Below are 21,507 nucleotides of genomic sequence, written 5' to 3'. Positions count from 1 at the left end.
GACAATGCATGACATAAGATGGATTCGGGAAAACGCGGAAGAAATGGCCGCAGGGCTCGCCAAGCGCGGCTTTTCGCCGGACGAGGCGAAGCGGCAGGTCGATGACCTCGTCGCCAAGGACGAGGCCCGCCGCGCGCACCTCATCTCGCTGCAGGAGATGCAGGAGCGCCGCAACTATCTGTCGAAGGAAATCGGCAACGCGATGCGCGACAAGGACATGGCGCGCGCGGAAGAATTGAAGGCCGAGGTCGCCGAGATAAAGGCGGTGATCCAGGGGGGCGAGGGTAGGGAGCGCGAGCTCGACCAGGCGCTCGCGGACACGCTTGCCGGCGTCCCCAACCTGCCGCTGCCCGACGTGCCGGTCGGCAAGGACGAGCACGACAACGTCGAACTGCGTGTCGTCGGCGAGAAGCCGCGCATGAATTTCCAACCGAAGGAGCATTTCGAACTCGGCGAAGCCCTCGGCATGATGGATTTCGAGACGGCGGCAAAACTGTCGGGCGCGCGCTTCACCGTCCTGAAAGGCAAGCTCGCCCGGCTCGAACGCGCGCTCGGCCAATTCATGCTCGACCTGCACACCAATGAGCACGGCTATACTGAAGTGCAGCCGCCGCTTCTGGTGCGCGACGAGACCATGTTCGGAACGGGGCAGTTGCCGAAATTCGGTGAGGATTTGTTCCGCACCACCGAGGGGCGCTGGCTCATCCCCACCGCCGAAGTCCCGCTGACCAACCTCGTCCGCGAACAGATCCTCGAGCAGGACAAGCTGCCGCTGCGCTTCACGGCGCTGACGCCGTGTTTCCGCTCGGAGGCGGGATCGGCCGGTAAAGATACGCGTGGCATGCTGCGCCAGCACCAGTTCGACAAGGTCGAGATGGTCTCGATCACGGACGCCGATTCCTCGCTACACGAGCATGAGCGCATGACCGAATGCGCGGAGGCGGTGCTGAAGCGGCTGGAACTGCCGTTCCGCACGGTCGTGCTTTGCACCGGCGATATGGGCTTTGGCGCCAGGAAGACCTACGACATCGAGGTGTGGTTGCCCGGTCAGAATACCTATCGCGAGATTTCGTCCTGCTCGGTCTGCGGCGATTTCCAGGCACGGCGCATGGAGGCCCGCTATCGCCCCTCGGAAGGGAAGGGCACGCGTTTCGTCCATACGCTGAACGGCTCGGGCGTCGCTGTCGGCCGCGCGCTGATCGCGGTGATGGAGAACTACCAGAACGCCGATGGCAGCATCACAATTCCGCAAGTTCTTCGCCCCTATATGGGCGGCGCCGAAAAGATCGATTAAGTTCCTTATCCAGAAAGTCCCATGCGTATCCTCCTGACCAATGATGACGGCATTCACGCCGAGGGCCTGAAGGTGCTGGAGCGCATCGCGCGACAGCTTTCCGACGATGTATGGGTCGTTGCGCCCGAAACCGACCAGTCCGGCTTCGCCCATTCGCTGTCGCTTTCCGAGCCGCTCAGGATGCGCCGCATAGACGACCGGCATTACGCGCTGCGCGGCACGCCGACGGACTGCGTCATCATGGGGGTACGGAAGATCATGCCCGAGCCGCCGGATCTCGTGCTGTCGGGCGTCAATTCCGGCGCCAACACCGCCGACGACGTGACCTATTCCGGCACCGTGGCCGGCGCCATGGAAGGCTGCATGATCGGCCTGCGCTCGATCGCACTCAGCCAGGCCTACAATGTGCTGGAAGAGGGCCGCGTCGTGCCGTGGGAAACCGTGGAGGCGCATGCGCCGGAGCTTCTGTCGAAGCTCATCGAGGCGGACCTCGCGCGCGGCACTTTTCTCAACGTCAATTTCCCGCGCTGCCGGCCGGACGAGGTCGAGGGCATCACCGTCACCGACCAGGGCAAGCTCGTGCATGGCCTTTGGATCGACGAGCGCAAGGACGGCCGCGGCTTTCCTTACTATTGGCTCCGTTTCGGGCGCGAACCGGCCGAGAACCGTCCCGGAAGCGACCTTGCGGCGCTGAAGGACAATCTCATCTCCGTCACGCCGCTCAAGCTCGACCTCACCGACCGCGACGCCAAGGCCGAACTGGAGCGGCTGATCGCATGAACGCCGTCCACGACGACCGCGAGGCCTTCGCCGCCTTCCTTCTGAGGATGCGCCAGCGCGGCATCGGCTCCAAGGAACTGTTCGCGGCGATCGAAGCGACGCCGCGGCACAATTTCGTGCCGGGCCAATGGCATGACGCGCTCTGGTCTGAAGGCATGCTTCCGATCGAGTGCGGCGAGGCGATCGAGGGTATCGACTTGCAGGCGGCGGTCATGGCGGCGCTTGATCTCGCGCCCGGTCAGCGTGTGCTGGAGATCGGCACCGGTTCTGGCTTCACCGCGGCCCTGCTCGGCCGGCTTTCGGGGCGGGTGCTGAGTGTCGAGCGTTACAAGACGCTTGGCGAGCTTGCGCGCCAGCGGCTGGAAACGCTCGGCATAGGAAATGTCGTCGTGCGTCACGCCGACGGTTCCAAGCCGCTTGTGTCCGAAGGCCCGTTCGACCGCATCGTGGTGTGGGCGGCGTTCGACAGCTATCCGCGCAGTTTCGTGGAGATGCTTTCGACCGGAGGCGTGATGATCGCGCCGGTCGGCCCCGGCGACGGCGAGCAGGAATTGATGCGCCTCGCCAAGGTCGGCAGCCGTTTCGAGCGTGAGGATATCGGCAGGGTCAGGCTGCAGCCGATTACGCCGGGCATGGCTGCAGCGCTTTGATTGCGACGGCTATTTGGCGGATTTTAGGAGAATTTGCCTCTTTCTTTAACCGTTTAACCGACCGGTAACATTAACGCGCTTTAATTCCATGCAGTTGTCTTGTGTGCGGGTAAAGCGATGCGTTATCGGGTTCTGGGTACCATCGAACGCAGGTTGGCGCTGAGCGCCGCTGTTGTTCTCATTGGCGGCTTGGCGTCGGGCTGCAGTTCCGACACTGCGCGCTTCTCCGACTCCCTCTTCACCGGCTCGACCTACCGTGGCGACACTGTCGTTCGGCCGCCGGCCAACCAGCCTTTCCCCGGCGATACGATGGCCTCGAGCAGGAGCGTCGATCCCATGCCGACCGGTACCGTTCCCGGTCATTCGGGCATGGGTACCGTGTCCGGCTCGAACCTCTCGCCTGTTACCGGATCGAGCCTGCCGCCGGTCGCTTCGTCCGAGCCTGTCCGTCCGGCTCCGAACGGCGGGATCGGCTCGCGCCAGGTCGCGAGTTACGAGCCTCCCGCCTCGCGGACCATGCCACGAGCGATCGAAGAAAACCGGCGCGACGATGCGGCTCCGGTTCGGAAGCACGGCAGCGGCGCCGGAAGCTGGTCGCGGGCAGGGGGTACCGAGATCACCGCGAATGCGGGCGATACGGTCTACAGCTTGTCGCGACGCTTCGGAGTCCCGGCAAAGGAGATCATGGCCGCGAACGGCATGGATTCCGCAAGGGCGCTGCAGTCCGGCCAGAAGATCATTATCCCCACCTATCATCAGGGCGGCGCGGGCCGCGTCGCCGATGCGCGGCCGGTTCAGGATACGCCGAAATCCTCGCGCGTGCCGGAGAGGGTCGCCGTTCTGCCGCAGCAGCCGCGCGTCAAGGAAGATCGCGGCACGGCGAGTTCATCCCAGACTTCGACGAACACCGTCAGGACCGTGGCATCGGCGCATATCCAGGCCGGCAAATACACGGTCCAGTCGGGCGATTCGCTTTACGCGATCTCGAAAAAGACCGGTGTCGGCGTGGCCGATATCAAGGAAGCAAACCGGCTGAGCAGTTCGACGTTGCGGGTTGGGCAGACCCTGACCATTCCCTCGGCCGACGGCGGCGCGAAGGTGGCGCAGGCCGAACCGGCGAAGGTCGATCCGGTGAAGACCGGCACGACGCCGCCGGCGCAGAAAGCGAGCGCGGCCGCGTCCGAAGAGGCGAAGCCGGCTGGCTATACGCCGCCTCGTAAGGCGGACAAGCAGATCGCCGCGGTCGAACAGGACGACAAGGCTGCCGCGCCCGATGCGACGGGGATCGGCAAGATGCGCTGGCCGGTGCGCGGCCGCGTGATCTCCGCCTTCGGCAGCGGTGGCGGCTCGGACGGCGACGGCATCGACATCGCGGTTCCGGAGGGCACGCCGGTGAAGGCGGCGGAGAACGGCGTCGTCATCTATGCCGGCAACGGTCTCAAGGAATTTGGCAACACGGTCCTCGTCCGCCACGAAGACGGGCTGGTGACCGTCTACGGCCACGCCAAGAGCCTGGAAGTCTCACGCGGCGACAAGGTCCGGCGCGGCCAGGAGATCGCACTGTCGGGCATGAGCGGCAAGGCCGACTCGCCGAGGCTGCATTTCGAGGTCCGCAAGAATTCGGCCCCCGTCGATCCGCGCAAATATCTCGAATAGCCAGGAAGAGCATTATCGGGCCGGTCAGACCTCCGGCCGGCCCGAAGCCTATGCCCGTCCTCGAAGAGGGCGGGTCTTTTCGTTCGTCAACCGTCCAGCTTCTGGCCGAGCCGTCCGGCGAGGTCCTGCACGAACTGCCAGGCGACGCGCCCCGACCGGCTGCCGCGCGTCGTCGCCCATTCGAGCGCCGAGGCACGCAGCTCCTCCGGGTCGATCGCAAGCTTGTGGTGCTCGACATAGCCCCGGATCATCTCGAGATATTCGTCCTGCGAGCATTTGTGGAAGCCGAGCCACAGGCCGAAGCGGTCGGACAGGGAGACCTTCTCCTCGACGGCCTCCGAGGGGTTGATCGCGGTGGAGCGCTCATTGTCGATCATGTCGCGCGGCAAGAGGTGCCGCCGGTTCGATGTCGCGTAGAAGATGACGTTGGTCGGCCTGCCTTCCACACCGCCTTCGAGCGCTGCCTTCAGCGATTTGTAGGATGTGTCGTCATGATCGAAGGAAAGATCATCGCAAAACAGGATAAAGCGGAAGGGCGCCTTCTTGAGGATAGCCAGCAGCGCCGGCAGCGTGTCGATGTCCTCGCGGTGGATCTCGATGAGCTTGAGCGGCGGCTCGCCCGATTTGCGCGCCTCGTTGATCGAGGCATGAACGGCCTTGACCAGCGACGACTTGCCCATGCCGCGCGCACCCCACAGAAGCGCGTTGTTCGCCGGCAGCCCGGCCGTGAACCGCTCCGTATTGTCGAAGAGGATATCGCGGACCCGGTCCACGCCGCGGATGAGATCGATATCCACCCTGTTGACCTTCTCGACCGGTTCCAGGTAACCGGGATCGGCCTCCCATACAAAGCAGTCGGCCGCCGAAAGGTCCGTCCGAGGCACGGCCGGCGGCGCCAGGCGCTCTACGGCCCTTATGAGAAGATCGATCTTTTCGGCAAGCAAATCGGCGGTCGTGTCCGGCATTTTTCGTTCGCATGTTCTGGTAAGATGGCGCTGAGCCTGTAACACGCGTCTTTCGCAGGGAAAAGCGGGTGGCTGCGGCAAAGGCGTGGTTGCAAACGCTCCGCAATACTTATATTCGGGCCACTTTCCGGCTTCGGCCATTTTCAGGAGATTTGGATGTTCGTGACACCCGCATACGCACAGACGGCCACGGGCGGCACCCCGGACATGCTGATCAGCGTCCTGCCTTTCATCCTGATCTTCGTGATCATGTATTTCCTGATCATTCGCCCGCAGCGCCAGCAGTTGAAGAAGCGCAACGAGATGCTTTCGGCGCTGAGGCGCGGCGATACGGTGGTCACCGGCGGCGGCCTCGTCGGCAAGGTGACGAAGGTGACCGACGACAACGAGGTCGAAATCGATCTCGGCGGCGGCACCAAGGTCACCGCGGTGCGTTCGACTATTGCGGAAGTGCGCGTGCGCGGTGAGCCGGTGGCCAATCAGAACGCCAAGAAATAACCATTTTCGGGGCGGTATTGCCCGGAATTCCTCGACGGATAACAAAACGCAATGCTTTATTTCTCACGCTGGAAGACGGTTCTGATCTGGCTTTCCGTCCTGGCCAGCGTGATTTTTGCGGCGCCGAACCTTTTTCCCAAGGCGACGCTGGAGAAGCTTCCCGACTGGCTGCCGAAGACGCAGATGACGCTCGGCCTGGACCTCCAGGGCGGTTCGCACATTCTTCTCCAACTCGATCGCAAGAGCCTGGTCGACGAGCGGGTGGCGGCGATACGCGACGAGATCAGAAGCAAGTTGCGCGATGCTCGTGTCGGCTATACCGGCCTTAGCGGCTCGGGCAAGACGGTGCAGGTGCGCATCCGCGACAAATCGCAGGTCGATGCGGCCAAGAAGGCGCTGGTGGATCTCACCAATCCGGTCCAGTCCGGTCTCTTCGGCGGCGGCTCGCTGACAGAGACGACGCTTGAGGAGCCCGAACCGGGGCTGCTTCGCTTCACGCTGACCGACGAAGGCATCAACTACCGCGTCTCTTCGGCGCTGACCAAGTCGATCGAGGTGGTCAGCCGCCGCGTCAACGAACTGGGCACTACCGAGCCGATCATCCAGCGCCAAGGCACCGATCGTATCCTTGTCCAGGTGCCGGGCCTCCAGGACCCGCAGCGGCTGAAGGAAATCCTCGGCAAGACCGCCAAGCTCACCTTCCAGATGGTCGACCAGTCGAATTCGGTCGAGGATGCCGTCAAGTCGGGGCGAGCCCCGGCCAGCGATACGATCATGTATTCGACCGACAATCCGCCGGTGCCGTACCTGATCGAGAACCGGGTCATCGTGTCGGGCGAGGATCTGGTCGACGCGCAATCCGGCTTCGACCAGCGCACCGGCGAGCCGATCGTCTCCTTCCGTTTCGACAATAAGGGCGCGACCCGTTTCGGTATTGCCAGCCAACAGAATGTCGGCAAGCTCTTTGCGATCATCCTCGACAACAAGGTGATATCGGCGCCGGTGATCCGCGAGCCGATCCTCGGCGGTACGGGTCAGATTTCCGGTAATTTCACCGTGCAGAGCGCCAACGATCTCGCTGTCCTGCTGCGTGCGGGCGCGCTGCCGGCCAATCTGACCATTGTCGAGGAGCGGACGGTCGGCCCAGGTCTTGGCCAGGATTCCATCAATGCCGGCAAGATGTCGGCCGTGATTGGGTCGATCCTTGTCGTCGTTTTCATGATCGGCGCCTACGGGCTCCTCGGCTGGATCGCCAATTTCGCGCTCCTGGTGAACCTGGCCATGATCGTGGCGGCGCTGTCGCTTCTGGGCGCCACGCTTACGCTTCCAGGCATCGCCGGCATCGTGCTCACGGTCGGTATGGCAGTGGATTCAAACGTGCTGATCTACGAGCGTATGCGCGAGGAACAGCGAAACGGCCGATCGATGATCCAGACCCTCGACCTCGGGTTTGGGCGCGCATTGGCGACGATCGTGGATTCCAACATCACCACGCTTATCGCGGCGGTAGTCCTGTTCTTCCTGGGGTCGGGTCCGGTGCGCGGCTTCGCGGTCACGCTCGCCATCGGTATCCTGACGACGCTGTTCACCGCCTTTACCTTCACGCGCTGGGTGGTCGCCGCCTGGTACCGCCGCTCCCGTCCGAAACAATTGCCGAAGGGCTATTTCCGGCTGGTGCCGGAGGTGACGCGCATCCCGTTCATGAAAGTGCGCCTGCAGGTCTTCGTACTGTCGCTTTGCCTGTGCGTGGCATCCGTCGGGCTATTGTTCACCAAAGGGCTGAATTTCGGCATCGACTTCACCGGCGGTACGATCGTGGAGGTGCGGGCCAAGGCCGGGCAGGCCGATGTCGGCGATATAAGGCAGAAACTGATAGAAGCCGGCATCAAGGAGATCCAGGTCCAGGGATTCGGCGACAAGAGCGACGCGCTGATCCGTATCGGCGCGGACCCCAACGATGCCGCTGGCAGCGTGACTGTCCAGAAGGCGCAGCAGGCACTGTCTTCAAACTATACGATAAGGCGCACCGAACTGGTGGGGCCGACCGTCTCCAGCGAATTGGCCAAGGGCGCCGTCCTCGGCATTCTGGCGGCGTTGGGTGCGATCCTCGTCTATGTTTGGGTCCGCTTCGAGTGGCAATTCGCCATTGGCGCGATCATCGCGACGATCAACGATATCACCTTGACGCTCGGATTCCTTGTCGTCACGCAACTCGAATTCGACCTGTCGACGGTTGCCGCGATCCTGACCATCGTCGGTTATTCGCTGAACGATACGGTCGTCATCTACGACCGGGTTCGGGAAAATCTGCGACGCTTCAAGAAGATGCCGCTCGGGCAATTGCTCGACCTCTCAGACAACGAGATGCTGGCGCGCACGACGATGACGTCGGTCACGACCTTCCTTGCCTTGCTTGCCCTTTACCTGTTCGGCGGCGAGGTCATCCGCTCCTTCGTCGCATCGATGCTTTTCGGCGTCTTCATCGGCACCTTCTCCTCGATCTTCATCGCGGCGCCGATCCTGATCGTCTTCCATCTGCGGCCGACCTGGACAGCGGTGCCCGACGAGGTGGCGGAGGCTCCCGCCAAAGGGGGAGCGCAACAGCTTCCCTCAAAATGAGTGGCATCGAGATTCACGATGCGCATTTCCCGGGCCGCGCTCCGATAGAAGCTTATGGCAATGGCGGCTTCCGCTTTGCCGATATGTCGCATCGCGGCTCGATACTCTGCCTGCCTTCCGGCATCCACGGATGGAAGCCGGTGGATCCGGCAAGGCTTGTGCCTGACGATTTCGAGGCGGTCGTCGCCGAGGCGGGAGAAATCGAAATTCTGCTCGTCGGCACGGGTGTGGATTTGAAGCCGCTGCCGGCCGAAATACGCGCCGTGTTGCGCGCGAATGGCATATCCGCCGATCCGATGGGCACCGGCGCCGCGGTGCGCACCTATAATGTGCTGCTTGCCGAGGATCGGGCGGTCGCCGCGGCCTTTATTGCGGTGGGCTGACCGCATACGAGATGGCGGGAATTGCGGAAGAGACCGTCAGGATCGTCCGGGAAGGGGACCGCGACCGCTATCTTTCCGTTCTCTTCGCGCCTGAAGCAAAACGGCCGGGGCTCTTCGCGCTGTATGCCTTCAACATCGAGATCGCGCGGGTCCGCGACCTGATCCACGAGCCGATGCCCGGCGAGATAAGGTTGCAATGGTGGCGCGACACGATCCTCGGCGAAGCGCCGGCGGTCTGCAATCCGGTCGCCGAGGCGCTGATCGCGACGACCCGCGAATACGAATTGCCGCCCGCCGCGTTCGACAACATGATCGAAGCGCGGCTTTTCGATCTCTACGATGACCCGATGCCTTCGCGCACCGATCTGGAGGGCTATTGCGGCGAGACCGCCTCGGCGCTCATCCAGCTTGCCGGGCTGGTGCTCGACCGGGATGCCGCCCTGGCAACGGCCGATCTTGCCGGTCATGCCGGTTGCGCGCAGGCGATTGCCGGGCTTCTCCGCTCATTGCCGATCCACCTAGCACGCGGCCAATGCTATGTTCCGCGCGATGTTCTGTCGGCGGCCGGTACTTCGCCGGAGGAGTTCGTTGCTGAGAAAGGTGGAGCGGCGGGAAAAAGAGCCGTTGCCGCGATGGTTGCACTCGCCCGTGAGCATCTTGCACAATTCGAGGAAGGCGCGCGCGATATGCCGGTTGCGCTACGTCCTGCCTATCTGCCGGCCGCCATGGCGAATGCTTATCTCTCCCTTCTATCAACGACATCCGCCGATCCGTTCAGGCATATTCACGGCATCTCGCCTCTAAGGCGCCATCTGATCATGGCACGGCGAGCTTTCTTCGGTTGGCGGTAGCAGGGTTCACTCGGGCTGCTTGAACGCATAAGTGTCGTTCGGGCACCGGATTGGGGGCGCCGATTCGAGGATATGGGCAGATGAACGAGACTTCGTCCGCTGCTTCCGACGATTCCCGCCTTGTCGGCTGGCGGGCCGTTGCAGTCGAAATGGTGGAGGGCGCGCGCGATGCGGTGCTGCGCTTTCCGGTCACCGCCGCCACACTTTTCCTGCTTGCCGTCAACGCTAACCTGCTCATCACCGATATAAGGGGCTTCTGGGGTGGCGACGATGATCTGATGCTGCCGCTCTTCGCGGCCGCTTCCGCATCGCTTGCGGCCTGCATCATCCTTGAAGCGCGCAGTACGCCATCACTGCTTCGCCACGGCGCGGCACTCCTGGCCGGGCTTGCTGCTTTCGCCATAAGCTGGTGGGATCATCTTTCGGGCGTCGAGCATTGGTCCTACGCGGCCGCTCTTTGCGGATTGATGCTGGTCGCGCCGGCGCTCGGCGGTCGCAGTGCCGGCGCCTTCTGGCTTTTCATGGTGCGCTTCGCCTTCGCGGCGCTGGTTTCGCTTCTGGCGCTGTTCCTGTTCGCGGGCGGCATTTCGGCGATCCTCGCCAGCCTCACCTACCTGTTCGGCATCGACGTGCCGCACAACGCCTATGAGCATGTCTGGGCGGTAACCGGCCTGCTGGCAGCGCCTCTGTTCGGCCTCGGTCGGATTCCTGCCAACCTCGATGATGAGCCGGGCGCGGATGCCAAAAAATTCATGGCGCTCGGCATGAAGGCGCTCGGCGATTACGTCGCCGCACCGCTGATCCTGATCTACGCGCTGGTGTTGCATGCCTATGCACTGAAGATCGTGCTGACCGGCGACGTGCCGCGCGGCCAGATCGGCTGGCTGGTGCTTGCTTTCGGCCTCTCGATCTTCGCGGCGCTGATCGTCATCCATCCGTTCCTCAGCGCGGCACGGGCGCCGACACGCCTGTTCCTCAGGCTGTGGCCCTTCGTGCTGCCGGTGCCGCTTGTGCTGCTCTTCTATGCGCTGTGGCTGAGGGTAGGGGATTACGGGTTGACGCCTGAGCGCTATCTACTGGGACTTTTCGGCGTGACAGTTGCCGTCACGCTTCTCCTGCAAATTCCGAGGTCGATGCGGAGCGATATCCGCATCCTCGCCGGCCTGCCGACCATCGCGCTTTTTCTTGCCAGCTTCGGCCCGCAAGGCGAGGTGCTGACCTCCGTCCGTAGCCAGGAAGCGCGCTTTCGGGAAGCCGTGCGGATAAAGCCGGTCGATGAGGGCCGCAACCGGCAGGCGCTCGCAGCGCTCAGCTTCCTCCAGCGCCACGATGCGGTCGGTCGTGTCGCGCCGGAAAGCATCGCGAAGGTCGATGCGAACGGCAAGTCCAAGACCGGGGACACGCTCTACAACGAAGTTGCGGACGCTTACGGGTTGGACCGGAGTTGGCGCCGTGGCCTGAACGACCGCTATTTCTCCAAGTCCTTCAATCAACCGGTAGCGATGCCGATCGAGGGCTTCGATCTCGTCATCCCGAACCTGCGCATCCTCGGCAAGCCGTCCGCCCCGACGCCGGTGAAGCTGCCGGACGGTGCGACGCTCACCTTTGCGATGCAGGGAGGCGAGGTATTGGTGACCATTGGTTCCGAAGCGGCCATATTCAAATTCGACGACGCGGCGCTTCGCGAATTCGTGGATTCGCGTGATGAAGCAGCCCATCCGCTAAAACTGTCGGATGGCAGGCGCACCATCATGATGCTGCCCGAAACGGCCTATGGCGACCTCAAGCCGGAACTGAACCTGCGCACGCTGACGGGCACGCTTTTCCTGCATAGCGCCGAGTGGAAGTAGCTACTCGGCGGCCTCTACCGCGAGAGGCAGGCCGAGCCATGCCCGGCAATCGGTGAGCGCGCGCGCGGTGATCGCGCGCTTTTTGGCGGTTGTCTTTTCCTTGCCGCGCAGCCGCTTGCCCTCGATGCGTGGCGCCTCCAGGTGCGGGAACAGGCCGAAATTGACATTCATCGGCTGGAAGGAGCGCTTTCCGGGCTCGTCGTCGGAAAGGATGTGGCCACCGGTGATGTGGCCGAGAAGTGCGCCGAACGCGGTTGTCGGTGGTGGCACATTCACCGGCCGGCCGAGCCGTTCTGCGGCGGCGAAACGGCCCGCGATCAGCCCGATCGCAGCGGATTCGACGTACCCCTCACAGCCTGTGATCTGTCCGGCGAAGCGCAGGCCGGGTCGCGACTTCAGTTGCAGCGTGCCGTCGAGCAGGGCGGGGGAATTGATGTAGGTATTGCGGTGCAGGCCGCCGAGCCGCGCGAATTCGGCATTCTCCAGTCCGGATATCGTGCGGAAGATACGCACTTGCTCGCCATGCTTCAGCTTGGTCTGGAAGCCAACCATGTTGTAGAGGGTGCCGAGCGCATTGTCCTGGCGAAGCTGCACCACGGCATAGGCTTTTACCGCCGGGTTGTGCGCGTTGGTGAGACCCATCGGCTTCATCGGGCCGTGACGAAGCGTTTCCGGCCCACGCTCGGCCATCACCTCGATCGGCAGGCAGCCGTCGAAATAGGGCGTGCCTTCCCATTCCTTGAATTCGGTCTTCTGCCCGTCGAGGAGCGCCTGAACGAAGGCCTCGTATTGTGCGCGGTCCATGGGGCAATTGATGTAGTCCCTGCCGGTGCCGCCCGGCCCGACCTTGTCGTAGCGCGACTGGAACCAGCAAATATCCATGTCGATCGTGTCGAAATGAATGATCGGCGCGATGGCATCGAAGAAGGCAAGCGCGCCTGCGCCGGTTTCTTTCGCAATTGCATCGGCGAGCGCCGGAGCCGTCAGCGGGCCGGTGGCGATGACCGCCTGATCCCATTCCCGGGGCGGTATGCCGTCGATTTCCTCACGTCGGATTTCGATGAGCGGATGTGTTTCGAGCTTCTGCGTGACGAAGGAAGAGAAGCCGTCACGGTCGACGGCAAGCGCGCTGCCGGCTGGAACCTGATGGACGTCGCCCGCAGCCATGACGAGCGAGCCCGCGAGCCGCATCTCGGCATGCAGCAGCCCCACCGCATTGGTCCCGGCGTCGTCGGAGCGGAATGAATTGGAACAGACAAGTTCGGCGAGCCCGTCCGTCTTGTGGGCGTCGGTGCCGCGGACGGGCCGCATCTCGTGCAGCACGACCGGCACGCCGGCCTCGGCGACCTGCCACGCGGCTTCCGAGCCGGCGAGACCGCCGCCAATGACGTGTACGGGCTTGATCATGTAAGGGGAGATAGGCCGGGCCGGAAACGAATGCAATCGTCTACTCGGGCCTCAAAAGACAACACCCGCCGGGGGAGGAGGTCCGGCGGGTGTCGCTTTGGTCGACCGGCACTCGGGAGGAGGTGAATGCCGGTCTTATTCGTCAGGGCAGGGAGGAGGAAGCCCCAACGAAATTCATGCAATTCTTAGAGCGACTTGCGCGCTACGAACGGGATATCGCCACGGGCGATGCCCAGATCGTTGAGTTCACGGTTCGACAGGCGGCTCAGCTCACTCACGGTCTCGCGGTAGCGGCGCCAGTTGCGGTAGTTGCGGATCAGGTTCATTTTCGTGCTCGTTTCTTGCTTTTCGTCTTATTTCGATTTTTTCGATCTTGTTGACGATCCGAAAATAGGCGCGTCCGACTTGGCTTTGAAGCGATGATGTTGCATAGCAGCAATGCGTTTTGTGCATCGCAGCATTAACGGAAAGTGAATCGGCCTGTTTGCGGCATTCGAGCGCTCTCCGGAAAGGTCGCGCCATCCGACAGGCCGCGCCAGTCTGCAAGGATGCAAGGCCAGGCGTCCGCGCCCTGAAAAAACCGGCTTTCCCGGCAAAATACGTTTGAACACCATGCCGCGGATGATATAGAAGCACGCGCTTTCGGGGCCGGATGGCTCCTTTAGCGGGTGTGGTGGAATTGGTAGACACGCTTGGTTTAGGTCCAAGTGCCAAAAGCTTGGGGGTTCGAGTCCCTCCACCCGCACCAAGGGCCATTCCCGGCAGGATTTTTCGGCAGGCCGAGCGGCAGGAACGCCGCCGGCCGGCGATTTGAACAGAAGGTCGAATGATGCAGGTAACCGAAACACTCAACACCGGCCTCAAGCGCGAGATCAAGGTGGTCGTTCCGGCTGGTGACATGGAGAGCAAACTGGTCGCCAGGCTCACCGACGCCAAGGACAAGGTGCGGCTGAACGGCTTCCGGCCGGGCAAGGTGCCGATGCAACATCTGCGCAAGATGTACGGCAAGTCCTTCATGGCCGAAGTGGTGAACGAGGTGCTGAACGATTCGACCCGCTCGATCCTGGCCGATCGCGGTGAGAAGGCCGCCATGCAGCCCGAAATCACCATGACCGAGGATGAGAAGGAAGCCGAAAAGGTTCTCTCCGGCGGCGCCGATTTTGAGTTCTCGCTCGCTTACGAGATCATCCCGCCGATCGAAATCAAGGACTTCACCGGTATCAAGGTCACGCGGCAGGTCTATGACGTGCCCGAGTCGGAAATCGAGGAGCAGATGCAGCGGGTTGCCGAATCCGCCCGCACCTACGAGCCGAAGACAGGCAAGGCCGAGAACGGTGATCGCGTGACGATGGATTTCGTGGGCACGACCGACGGCGAGGCCTTCGAGGGCGGCTCTGCCGAGGATCAGGCGCTTGTGCTCGGCTCGAACCAGTTCATCCCTGACTTCGAAGACCAATTGGTGGGCGTGAAGGCCGGTGACGAGAAGTCCGTGAAGGTGAACTTCCCGGAAGATTACGGCGCGGCCCATCTTGCCGGCAAGGCGGCGGAGTTCGCCGTAAAGGTGAAGGAGGTCGCCAAACCGAATGAACTGAAGCTCGATGACGATCTCGCCAAGAACCTCGGCCTGGAATCGCTCGAGCGCCTGCACGAGATCGTGAAAAGCCAGATCGAGAGCCAGTTCGGCTCGCTCACCCGCCAGAAGGTGAAGCGCGAACTGCTCGACCGTCTCGACGAGACCTACAAGTTCGAAGCGCCGTCGAAGCTTGTCGATGCCGAGTTCGAGAACATCTGGAGACAGGTGACCGCCGAACTCGAGCAGACCGGCAAGACTTTTGCGGATGAGGATACGACGGAGGAAGAGGCGCGCGAGGAATATCGCGGGCTCGCCGAGCGCCGTGTGCGGCTCGGCCTCGTGCTCGCCGAGATGGGCGAAAAGGCCGAGATCCAGGTATCGGACGACGAGATGCAGCGCGCGCTTATCGAATATGTGCGTGGGGTCCCGGCAAACCAGCAGCGTGAAGTCTTCGAGTTCTATCGCGACAACCCCAACGCGCTCGCCAATCTGAGGGCACCTCTTTTCGAGGAAAAGGTTGTCGACCATTTGCTGACGCAGATCGACGTCACCGACAAGAAGGTCTCCAAGGAAGAGCTTCTGGCGGATGACGAGGATGAAGCTTCGGCCAAGCCCGCCAAAAAGGCGGCTTCCAAGAAGAAGGAAGCCAAGGCCGACGCGGCGGACGATGCCGGCGAGGCCAAGAAAAAGGCCGCGCCGAAGAAGAAGGCCGTCGCCAAGAAGGACGGCGAGTAGACGTTCGATATTATGTTAGCAGCAATGGCCGCCCACTGGGCGGCCATTTTCTTTTCAGATCAGCTTCAGCCCCTTGAGGCTGGTATGGCCGTTCTTGCCGATGATGATGTGATCGTGCACGGCGATGCCGAGCGGTCGCGCCGTCTCGACCACGGTTTTCGTCATGTCGATGTCGGCGCGCGACGGCGTAGGATCGCCGGAGGGATGGTTGTGGAACATGCAGAGTGTATGGGTAAGTATTTGATTTGACGTACTGAAATTTGCGGCGCCTCCAGACCGGTGCCGATAATTGGGGTCTGTATCTAGTGCATCAACGGGAAGCATCACGATTGATCACGCGAGTTCTGCATGAGTCTGTTCGACGCGCGACAACGGCGTTCGCATGGGAGGACGCCAAGGTCTTCCTCTAGCGTCTTCACGCGGGCGCTGACGCTGGATAGGCTGACGCCGAGCGCATCGGCGGCATGACGGAAGTTAAGATATTTTGCGACGGAAGCGCTTGGATCAGCGAAATCATCGGGATTTGGCGGCCGAGCATTCTTTTTGAATGCTGAACCTCATCGTCTATAGATGGGGGCGTTCGGCGCATAGACCATACTCCCCACTATTTGGAAGGTCTTACGGGCTGCCGCAGAATTGTCCTAAGCTTATCTGATGCAACCCTGCGGGGATCGCTCAGATAAATCTCATGATGGATTCCAGACAAAGCCAAAGCTCTCGACGGAATGAATTCCTCGTGCATCCTTTTTAGAATAGGCCCTTCGGCGTCATATGATCCGATGTGCAAAGTCTGGACCACGCGCGCTTCTTCCAGTGAAGAAAGGCGAATAAGGCCGAAAGCAGGATTATTCCTTTTTGCTCTCGCGGCAGAGATCGCCGCTTCAGCGGCATTTTTATCGATAAAAGCGGGGACCATAATCATCATGGTCCAAGACCATCGATCCTTCTTTCTCGATATGAAATCCTCTGGATTTTCAGCCCACCATAGCCCCTCAAGTGGGGGAACGACATAATCCTTGTTGAGATTATTTTTGCTGCTAAACTTGAGTGTGTAAGATGCAGCATACAGGGCCTCGACGGCTGCGCGGTAGCTCGGTTCCGTATTTGGATCACCGTGACCATCAACCATGAAGTATCTTAGTGGTGGGACATCTAATAGGATAAAATCTCCGACTGGAGCCCTATACAGGTCCTTCAGTTCCCTCTTGACGTCAATCTTTTTCATTTCTGTTACCGAAAATAGGCAGCGGCTCCTGTGATCGCTGGCGATCGCGAGTTTCCTCGAATTTGATGTCGAGCAACCTTCGGCGTTCATCGAGAGCATTAAATGCTTCCTGCGATGACAGTGCTGGCCAACTCGCCAAACCAATTGGAAAGTTAGAGAGGAAACGCCCCGGCCCAGCGAGGGTGCGATAAACCGTCTCTCGATACACTCGCTCAACCATGGGCCTCGCGGACGTCCCAAATGGGTCCGCTGAGACAGCAGTTCTCCAACAGGGGAGGGGCTTCCCCGCAAGGGTTTGGCCAAAGAAGTATTGGATTGAGGCTCGTTGGTGCGTGCCTTCTTTTCATGCCCGAAGGACCTTCTCCATCGCTTTGCCTTTCGCGAGATCGTCGATCAATTTGTCCAAGTAGCGGATTTCCCGCATGGTCGGTTCTTCAATGGTCTCGATTCGGACACCGCAGATAACGCCGGTGATAGTCCCCCGCAATGGGTTCATTCGAGGCGCTTGAGCGAAGAACTCCTCATAGCTTGTTTGCTTTTTCAGCTGGCTTTCGAGTGCCTTTCGAGAGTAACCGGTCAGCCAACGAATGACCTCATCGACTTCAGCCTTTGTGCGCCCTTTTTTCTCCGCCTTGGCCACCAAGAGGGGATAAACCTTGGCAAAGCTCATGGAGTAAATGCGATGCTTAGCCATTGCCAACGCCTTTGAGTGAATCCACACGGCCTCGCCTTTGCAATCGCCTCGGCAGTAACTTACGCCAGTTGCCTTTCAAGACGGAGCTCCAATTCCTCGGCGAGTATCGGGCAGCCATCGAATGGGTCGCTTCGCGGGCAGCTGAGTACATGCTCGAGATACTTCTTTGCTGCCCGCGACCTGCGGATCTGTTCTTCGAGAGCCGCAATTCGCGTCTCCAGTATGACCCTCGAACGTTTCCTGCTGGCGTCTGTCGGCAGGATGTCTGCGATCTCTTCCAGGCTCAGGTGTCCAGCTTGTTGAAGGAGCTGTATCAAGCTGAGCTGCTTCAACTCCGCAATCCCGTAATATCGTCGCCCAGACTTTCGCCACGTGGGTTTCAACAGGCCAATCTCGTCGTAGTAGCGCAGGGCAGATGCGCGAATTCCAAAGGACTGCGCGACTTCGTTGATGGGGAGCATTGAGTCGATCATGGCTCCAAATCTAACGCGAACACCCTCTTGACCTCAAGTTGACTTGAACGGGTATGGACGCTCGGGAGGCCACTCCAGGCAACGGATGGCTAAGGCAGCCAGGAGTCATGCCATGACCACGACTGATGAAGTCGACCTCCCAGATGCTCGCCAGGTGAATCCCGCGCTGCTCGCGGCGGTGTTCCTTGGCACCTTCATGGCCTTGCTTGACATGAGCATCGTCACGGTCGCCCTGCCAGCCATTCAGAGCGATCTGTCCGCCGGCCTGGCTGGAATTCAATGGGTGATCGACAGCTATGTTCTATGTCTATCGAGTTTGATGCTGTCGGGCGGCGCGCTCGGCGATCGTTACGGGCGAAAGCGGCTCTGGCTCAGCGGTGTGGTTCTGTTCACGGCAGGGTCCGCGCTGTGCGCAGTTGCGTCGGACCTCCCAGTGCTGGTTGGCGGGCGTCTCGTTCAAGGCATGGCAGCGGCGCTCCTTGTTCCCGGCGCACTGTCGATCTTGACGCAGTCGTTCCCGCATGCTGCGCAGCGGGCGCGTCTCATCGGCTGGTGGGGAATGTTCGGGGGGCTCTCCGTTGTCCTCGGACCTGTTCTGGGCGGCTTGCTCGTGGACCAGTTTGGCTGGCGAAGCATCTTTCTGATCAACGTCCCACTGGGTCTGTTAACGCTATCCCTCGGCGTTGCTGCAATCCCGGAATCAGCCGATCCAGGTCATGCTTCCGTCGACGTTCCAGGGCAAGCGCTCTGCGTCCTTTGGCTGGGGGCCTTGTCTTATGCGCTTATCACGGGCCGCGGCGTGGGGTGGACGTCGCCGCCGACACTGACAATGCTCGTTGTCGCAATCGTCGCTTTCGTCGCATTTATCGTAGCCGAACTTCGTGCTGATCACCCGATGCTGCCGGTCCGCTATTTCGCGAGCGCAACATTTGCCGTGACGAACGCAGCGTCCTTCATGCTAGGTTTTGGTTCATATGCCATCTTCTTTTTCCTGTCGCTCTACCTTCAACAAGTGCGGCATCACTCGGCTACGGCGGCCGGGTTGCGCTTCTTGCCACTTTGCGGCGCCATCATGCTCGTCTCGGTCGTGTCTGGACGCCTGACGGGTCGTCATGGTCCCCGAATGCCGATGATCGGAGGATATAGTCTGACAGGTCTTGGTCTGCTGGGAATGTGCTTGTTCGAGCCCGATACCAGCGATCTTGTCATAGGCTTGGTGTTTGCGGTGACAGGCCTTGGGATGGGGATGGCGCTTCCTGCGACGAATGCTTCCGTGTTCATCACTGCACCGCGCCAGCGATCGGGTAGCGCCGCGGCGACAGTGAACGCTACAAGGCAGACTGGAACGGCGCTGGGCGTTGCGATCCTCGGTGGCATTATTTCCGATTGCGCAGTCCCGGTGGCTCATCAAATGCTCGAGCCATACGGGATGCCTGGTTCAGCACGCCAGCGATTGGCCGAATTCATTGTGCTTCACCATGGTGCTGGCTCGGCCACCGATGGGCTCCTCCCGCCAGGTGCTGCAGCCGGAATCTTCGCCCAGGCCTTTGCCTCTGGCCTTCACGTCAGCGCCGCGGTTGCAGGTGCGATAAGTCTGACGGCGGCCGCCCTTGTTTGGTCTGCATGGTGAGATGGGGGAGAACCTGGCTTTTTCAGTGGACGGTAGGCGCGCCGCCATTGCCCGCAGATCATCGCGCCGGCCTCTTTGTATTCGCTATTACGATCGTGCTCCGCCTGATAATGCCGCTCGTAGGCGAGGCGCCTCACTAGTCACCATTCTGACTATCGATTTAGCCGTGCGACAGGTACAACGCCGAATGGCAGCGTCTAAGGTGTACACGCACCGCTCGCTTTGACGGCAATTTCCTAGAGGTCGTTCATGAGACGAGGCAGCGTGCAGCCGAATGCCTCTATTCAGTAGATGAATCCAGCTTGTCGTATTGAGGCAGCCCACACGATGCTTTTGGTTATTCCGGGTTGCCCAGCCGCCATAAGCACTCCGTTGCTAAATGCAGAGGCTAAGTGCTTCATTTCCAAAAAACATGTGTCGCCTTTTCCAGCCACTTCCTCACTTCTCTTGTAAGAAGTGGAGAAATCCTTTGTCGAACTGACGCGTGATATTCGTTGATGAATTCCAGTTCGGCTGTCGTCAGTTGGTAAGTCTCCACGAGTTTCAAATCGATTGGAACCAGCGTCAAGCTTTCGAACCTCAGGAACCCATCGTCGTCCTCGACGATTTCCACCTGATTTTCGAGACGAATGCCAAAGCTGCCCTTCTCGTAGTAGCCGGGTTCTATCGTCATCACCATCCCTGCGGCCAGGTCCACGTCGTTGACCGTTTGGTTCAACCTCTGAGGGTGTTCGTGAACGGAAAGGAAGTGTCCCACCCCGTGTCCCGTGCCGTGGTCGTAGTCGCGACCTAGGTCCCAGAGAGCGCGCCGCGCGAACGCATCGATATGGTGTCCCCGAGTTCCTTTTGGAAAGCGAAGCGTAAGCAGTGAGATCAAGCCTTTGAGCACCGCGGTGTAAATTTTCCGAACATCACCGCCTCCCGATCCCCAAGCGATTGTACGCGTCACATCGGTCGTACCGGACCGATACTGTCCCCCTGAATCGATCAAATAGAGTCCCTTGCCGGTGATTTCGGCATCATATTGCGGAGCCGCCTTGTAATGGCACATCGCCGCATTCTTCCCGAAGGCCGAGATCGTATGGAAACTCGGCTCTACGAAGCCTGGCCGAGCCTGCCTGAACTCGAGCAGCTTCTGTGCGGCTTCCGATTCGCGAACCGCACTTCCGCTCAACGCGCGCTCCTCTACATCAGCATCGAGCCACGCGAGAAACGATGCCAGAGCGGCCCCGTCTTCCAAATGGCATGACCGGAAGCCTTCCAACTCGGTTGCGTTCTTGATAGCCTTTGTCTGTGTAATGGGGCTTTGTTGCGAAAGTGTCTGTCCGCCATTGCCCTTTACAACGAAACTCAGAGCAGATGGCGCGAAATCAGGGTCGATCATGATTGTGCGATTGTTTGCCAATTGCGCAAGGCGCAGGTTGAGCCTTGCGGGGTCGCGACGCTCGACGTCATCAAGCTCGTAATCCGAAAGCGAATTCGGCAATTTGCGTTGGTCGACGAACCATTCGGTTTCACCTGAGCGGCCAAGTATCAGGAAGGAGTGGGGGACAGGATTGAAAGCTACGTCGGAACCACGCACGTTGAGCAGCCAGGCGATGTTGTCGGGCTGCGCTTCAACTAGGAAATCGGCGCCGGAGTTGGCCACTAGTCTTCCGATGAAGCGCCGCTTCTCCTTGGATGTCTCACCGGCTAACGCAATTGGATAGGCACTTATCCGTCCCACTGGCTTTTCGGGCTGGTCTTGCCAAATTGCGTCGATTGGATCGCTGTCCAAAGCCACGAGCGTCCCGCCGGCACTGTTTACCGCTGACAGAAGCCGGTCATAGAGGTTGCAGGGGATGAGCGTGGGATTGAAACCCATGATCTCCCCCTGCTGGACGTTCCCGCGCAGCCACGCCTCCGGCGGCTCCTTGTGCAGGTGCTTGATAGCGAAGCCGTCCTCCTTTTCGTTTTCCGCCTGCACCTGGTAGCGTCCGTCGACAAAAAGCAACGCGTCGCGACGCGTGACGATTGCAAAGCCGGCAGAGCCTGTGAAACCGGTCAGAAATGCCAGGCGTTCGTCGTGCGGGGCACAATATTCCCCTTGGTGAGCATCGAACCGCGGGATAATCAACCCCGCCAGTTTCCTGTTCAAAAGTTCCGCTCGCAGCAATTCCAAGCGTGACGCCGCGGCGCGTCGGTTACGAATGTCAGTCGTCGAAAGCATGACCGGTTCCTGGTG

At 60.9% G+C, this 21,507-nt stretch carries 18 protein-coding genes, 1 tRNA gene and 2 pseudogenes; 12 read left to right on the top strand and 9 right to left on the bottom strand.

The window, feature by feature from the left end:
- The first annotated feature begins 4 nt into the window (after positions 1-4).
- From serS to RBH77_RS16955, 4 genes are all read left to right on the top strand, one after another.
- Complete coding sequence (gene serS, locus RBH77_RS16970; RefSeq protein WP_311028760.1) at positions 5-1,294, top strand: serine--tRNA ligase; 1,290 nt, start codon at positions 5-7, stop codon at positions 1,292-1,294.
- 21 nt (positions 1,295-1,315) lie between these two features.
- Entirely contained in the window at positions 1,316-2,074 is a 759-nt protein-coding gene (surE, locus tag RBH77_RS16965) for a 5'/3'-nucleotidase SurE (RefSeq protein WP_311028759.1), read from the top strand.
- Positions 2,071-2,724, top strand: a complete 654-nt coding sequence (locus RBH77_RS16960) for a protein-L-isoaspartate(D-aspartate) O-methyltransferase (protein WP_311028758.1) — start codon at positions 2,071-2,073, stop codon at positions 2,722-2,724. The genes surE and RBH77_RS16960 overlap by 4 nt, the downstream gene beginning before the upstream one ends.
- A gap of 117 nt (positions 2,725-2,841) precedes the next feature.
- Complete coding sequence (locus RBH77_RS16955; RefSeq protein ID WP_311028756.1) at positions 2,842-4,380, top strand: peptidoglycan DD-metalloendopeptidase family protein; 1,539 nt, start codon at positions 2,842-2,844, stop codon at positions 4,378-4,380.
- An 86-nt stretch (positions 4,381-4,466) separates the two neighbouring features.
- Here the strand turns inward: RBH77_RS16955 and RBH77_RS16950 are convergent, their stop codons facing one another.
- Complete coding sequence (locus tag RBH77_RS16950) at positions 4,467-5,345, bottom strand: ATP-binding protein (protein WP_311028755.1); 879 nt, start codon at positions 5,343-5,345, stop codon at positions 4,467-4,469.
- A gap of 156 nt (positions 5,346-5,501) precedes the next feature.
- Between RBH77_RS16950 and yajC the strand changes: the two genes are divergently transcribed.
- The 5 genes from yajC to RBH77_RS16925 all read left to right on the top strand — a co-directional run bounded on the left by yajC (position 5,502) and on the right by RBH77_RS16925 (position 11,546).
- Positions 5,502-5,843 (top strand): preprotein translocase subunit YajC, encoded by a 342-nt coding sequence (gene yajC, locus RBH77_RS16945; protein WP_311028754.1) that lies wholly within the window; start codon positions 5,502-5,504, stop codon positions 5,841-5,843.
- Positions 5,844-5,894: 51 nt separating this feature from the next.
- Positions 5,895-8,462 carry a protein translocase subunit SecDF gene (gene secDF, locus RBH77_RS16940; RefSeq protein WP_311028753.1) on the top strand — a complete coding sequence of 856 codons (2,568 nt, stop codon included), beginning with the start codon at positions 5,895-5,897 and terminating at the stop codon, positions 8,460-8,462.
- Positions 8,459-8,845, top strand: a complete 387-nt coding sequence (locus tag RBH77_RS16935; RefSeq protein ID WP_311028752.1) for an Mth938-like domain-containing protein — start codon at positions 8,459-8,461, stop codon at positions 8,843-8,845. Before secDF ends, RBH77_RS16935 begins: the two co-directional genes overlap by 4 nt.
- Positions 8,846-8,856: 11 nt before the next feature.
- Positions 8,857-9,696 carry a phytoene/squalene synthase family protein gene (locus tag RBH77_RS16930; RefSeq protein ID WP_311028751.1) on the top strand — a complete coding sequence of 280 codons (840 nt, stop codon included), beginning with the start codon at positions 8,857-8,859 and terminating at the stop codon, positions 9,694-9,696.
- A gap of 80 nt (positions 9,697-9,776) precedes the next feature.
- A complete protein-coding gene (locus RBH77_RS16925; RefSeq protein WP_311028750.1) occupies positions 9,777-11,546 on the top strand; it encodes a DUF4153 domain-containing protein in 1,770 nt (589 codons plus the stop codon).
- Here RBH77_RS16925 and trmFO read toward each other — a convergent pair whose 3' ends face one another.
- Both trmFO and RBH77_RS16915 read right to left on the bottom strand, forming a co-directional pair.
- The gene (trmFO, locus tag RBH77_RS16920; protein WP_311028749.1) at positions 11,547-12,953 is read right to left on the bottom strand and encodes a methylenetetrahydrofolate--tRNA-(uracil(54)-C(5))-methyltransferase (FADH(2)-oxidizing) TrmFO; all 1,407 of its coding nucleotides are present in this window, start codon (positions 12,951-12,953) and stop codon (positions 11,547-11,549) included. It lies immediately after the preceding gene.
- 185 nt (positions 12,954-13,138) lie between these two features.
- The gene (locus tag RBH77_RS16915; RefSeq protein WP_311028748.1) at positions 13,139-13,279 is read right to left on the bottom strand and encodes a DUF1127 domain-containing protein; all 141 of its coding nucleotides are present in this window, start codon (positions 13,277-13,279) and stop codon (positions 13,139-13,141) included.
- 338 nt (positions 13,280-13,617) lie between these two features.
- Between RBH77_RS16915 and RBH77_RS16910 the strand changes: the two genes are divergently transcribed.
- A tRNA-Leu gene (locus RBH77_RS16910) sits at positions 13,618-13,701 on the top strand.
- Between the two features lie 81 nt (positions 13,702-13,782).
- Positions 13,783-15,261, top strand: a complete 1,479-nt coding sequence (gene tig / locus RBH77_RS16905; RefSeq protein ID WP_311032584.1) for a trigger factor — start codon at positions 13,783-13,785, stop codon at positions 15,259-15,261.
- 54 nt (positions 15,262-15,315) lie between these two features.
- Here the strand turns inward: tig and RBH77_RS16900 are convergent.
- The 5 genes and pseudogenes from RBH77_RS16900 to RBH77_RS16880 all read right to left on the bottom strand — a co-directional run.
- A pseudogene (locus RBH77_RS16900) lies at positions 15,316-15,486 on the bottom strand (JAB domain-containing protein); the annotation flags it as partial.
- A 98-nt stretch (positions 15,487-15,584) separates the two neighbouring features.
- Positions 15,585-15,698 (bottom strand): annotated as a pseudogene (locus tag RBH77_RS16895) (hypothetical protein); the annotation flags it as partial.
- A gap of 167 nt (positions 15,699-15,865) precedes the next feature.
- Positions 15,866-16,585, bottom strand: a complete 720-nt coding sequence (locus tag RBH77_RS16890) for a GyrI-like domain-containing protein (protein WP_311028747.1) — start codon at positions 16,583-16,585, stop codon at positions 15,866-15,868.
- A gap of 244 nt (positions 16,586-16,829) precedes the next feature.
- Positions 16,830-17,180: a DUF2200 domain-containing protein gene (locus tag RBH77_RS16885; RefSeq protein ID WP_311028746.1), complete on the bottom strand. Its 351-nt coding sequence runs from the start codon at positions 17,178-17,180 to the stop codon at positions 16,830-16,832.
- A 59-nt stretch (positions 17,181-17,239) separates the two neighbouring features.
- Complete coding sequence (locus tag RBH77_RS16880) at positions 17,240-17,653, bottom strand: MerR family transcriptional regulator (protein ID WP_311028745.1); 414 nt, start codon at positions 17,651-17,653, stop codon at positions 17,240-17,242.
- 112 nt (positions 17,654-17,765) lie between these two features.
- Between RBH77_RS16880 and RBH77_RS16875 the strand changes: the two genes are divergently transcribed.
- Positions 17,766-19,283 carry a DHA2 family efflux MFS transporter permease subunit gene (locus tag RBH77_RS16875; protein ID WP_311028744.1) on the top strand — a complete coding sequence of 506 codons (1,518 nt, stop codon included), beginning with the start codon at positions 17,766-17,768 and terminating at the stop codon, positions 19,281-19,283.
- Between the two features lie 397 nt (positions 19,284-19,680).
- On the opposite strand, the gene RBH77_RS16870 is transcribed toward RBH77_RS16875, so the two are convergent.
- On the bottom strand, positions 19,681-21,492 hold the full coding sequence (locus RBH77_RS16870) for an aminopeptidase P family protein (protein WP_311028743.1): 1,812 nt from the start codon (positions 21,490-21,492) through the stop codon (positions 19,681-19,683).
- Positions 21,493-21,507: the final 15 nt, after the last annotated feature.

Source organism: Mesorhizobium koreense (assembly GCF_031656215.1).
Taxonomy (GTDB): domain Bacteria; phylum Pseudomonadota; class Alphaproteobacteria; order Rhizobiales; family Rhizobiaceae; genus Mesorhizobium_L; species Mesorhizobium_L koreense.
The sequence above is the reverse complement of the archived record's forward strand: the minus strand, read 5'-3'. Positions and strand labels throughout refer to the sequence as shown.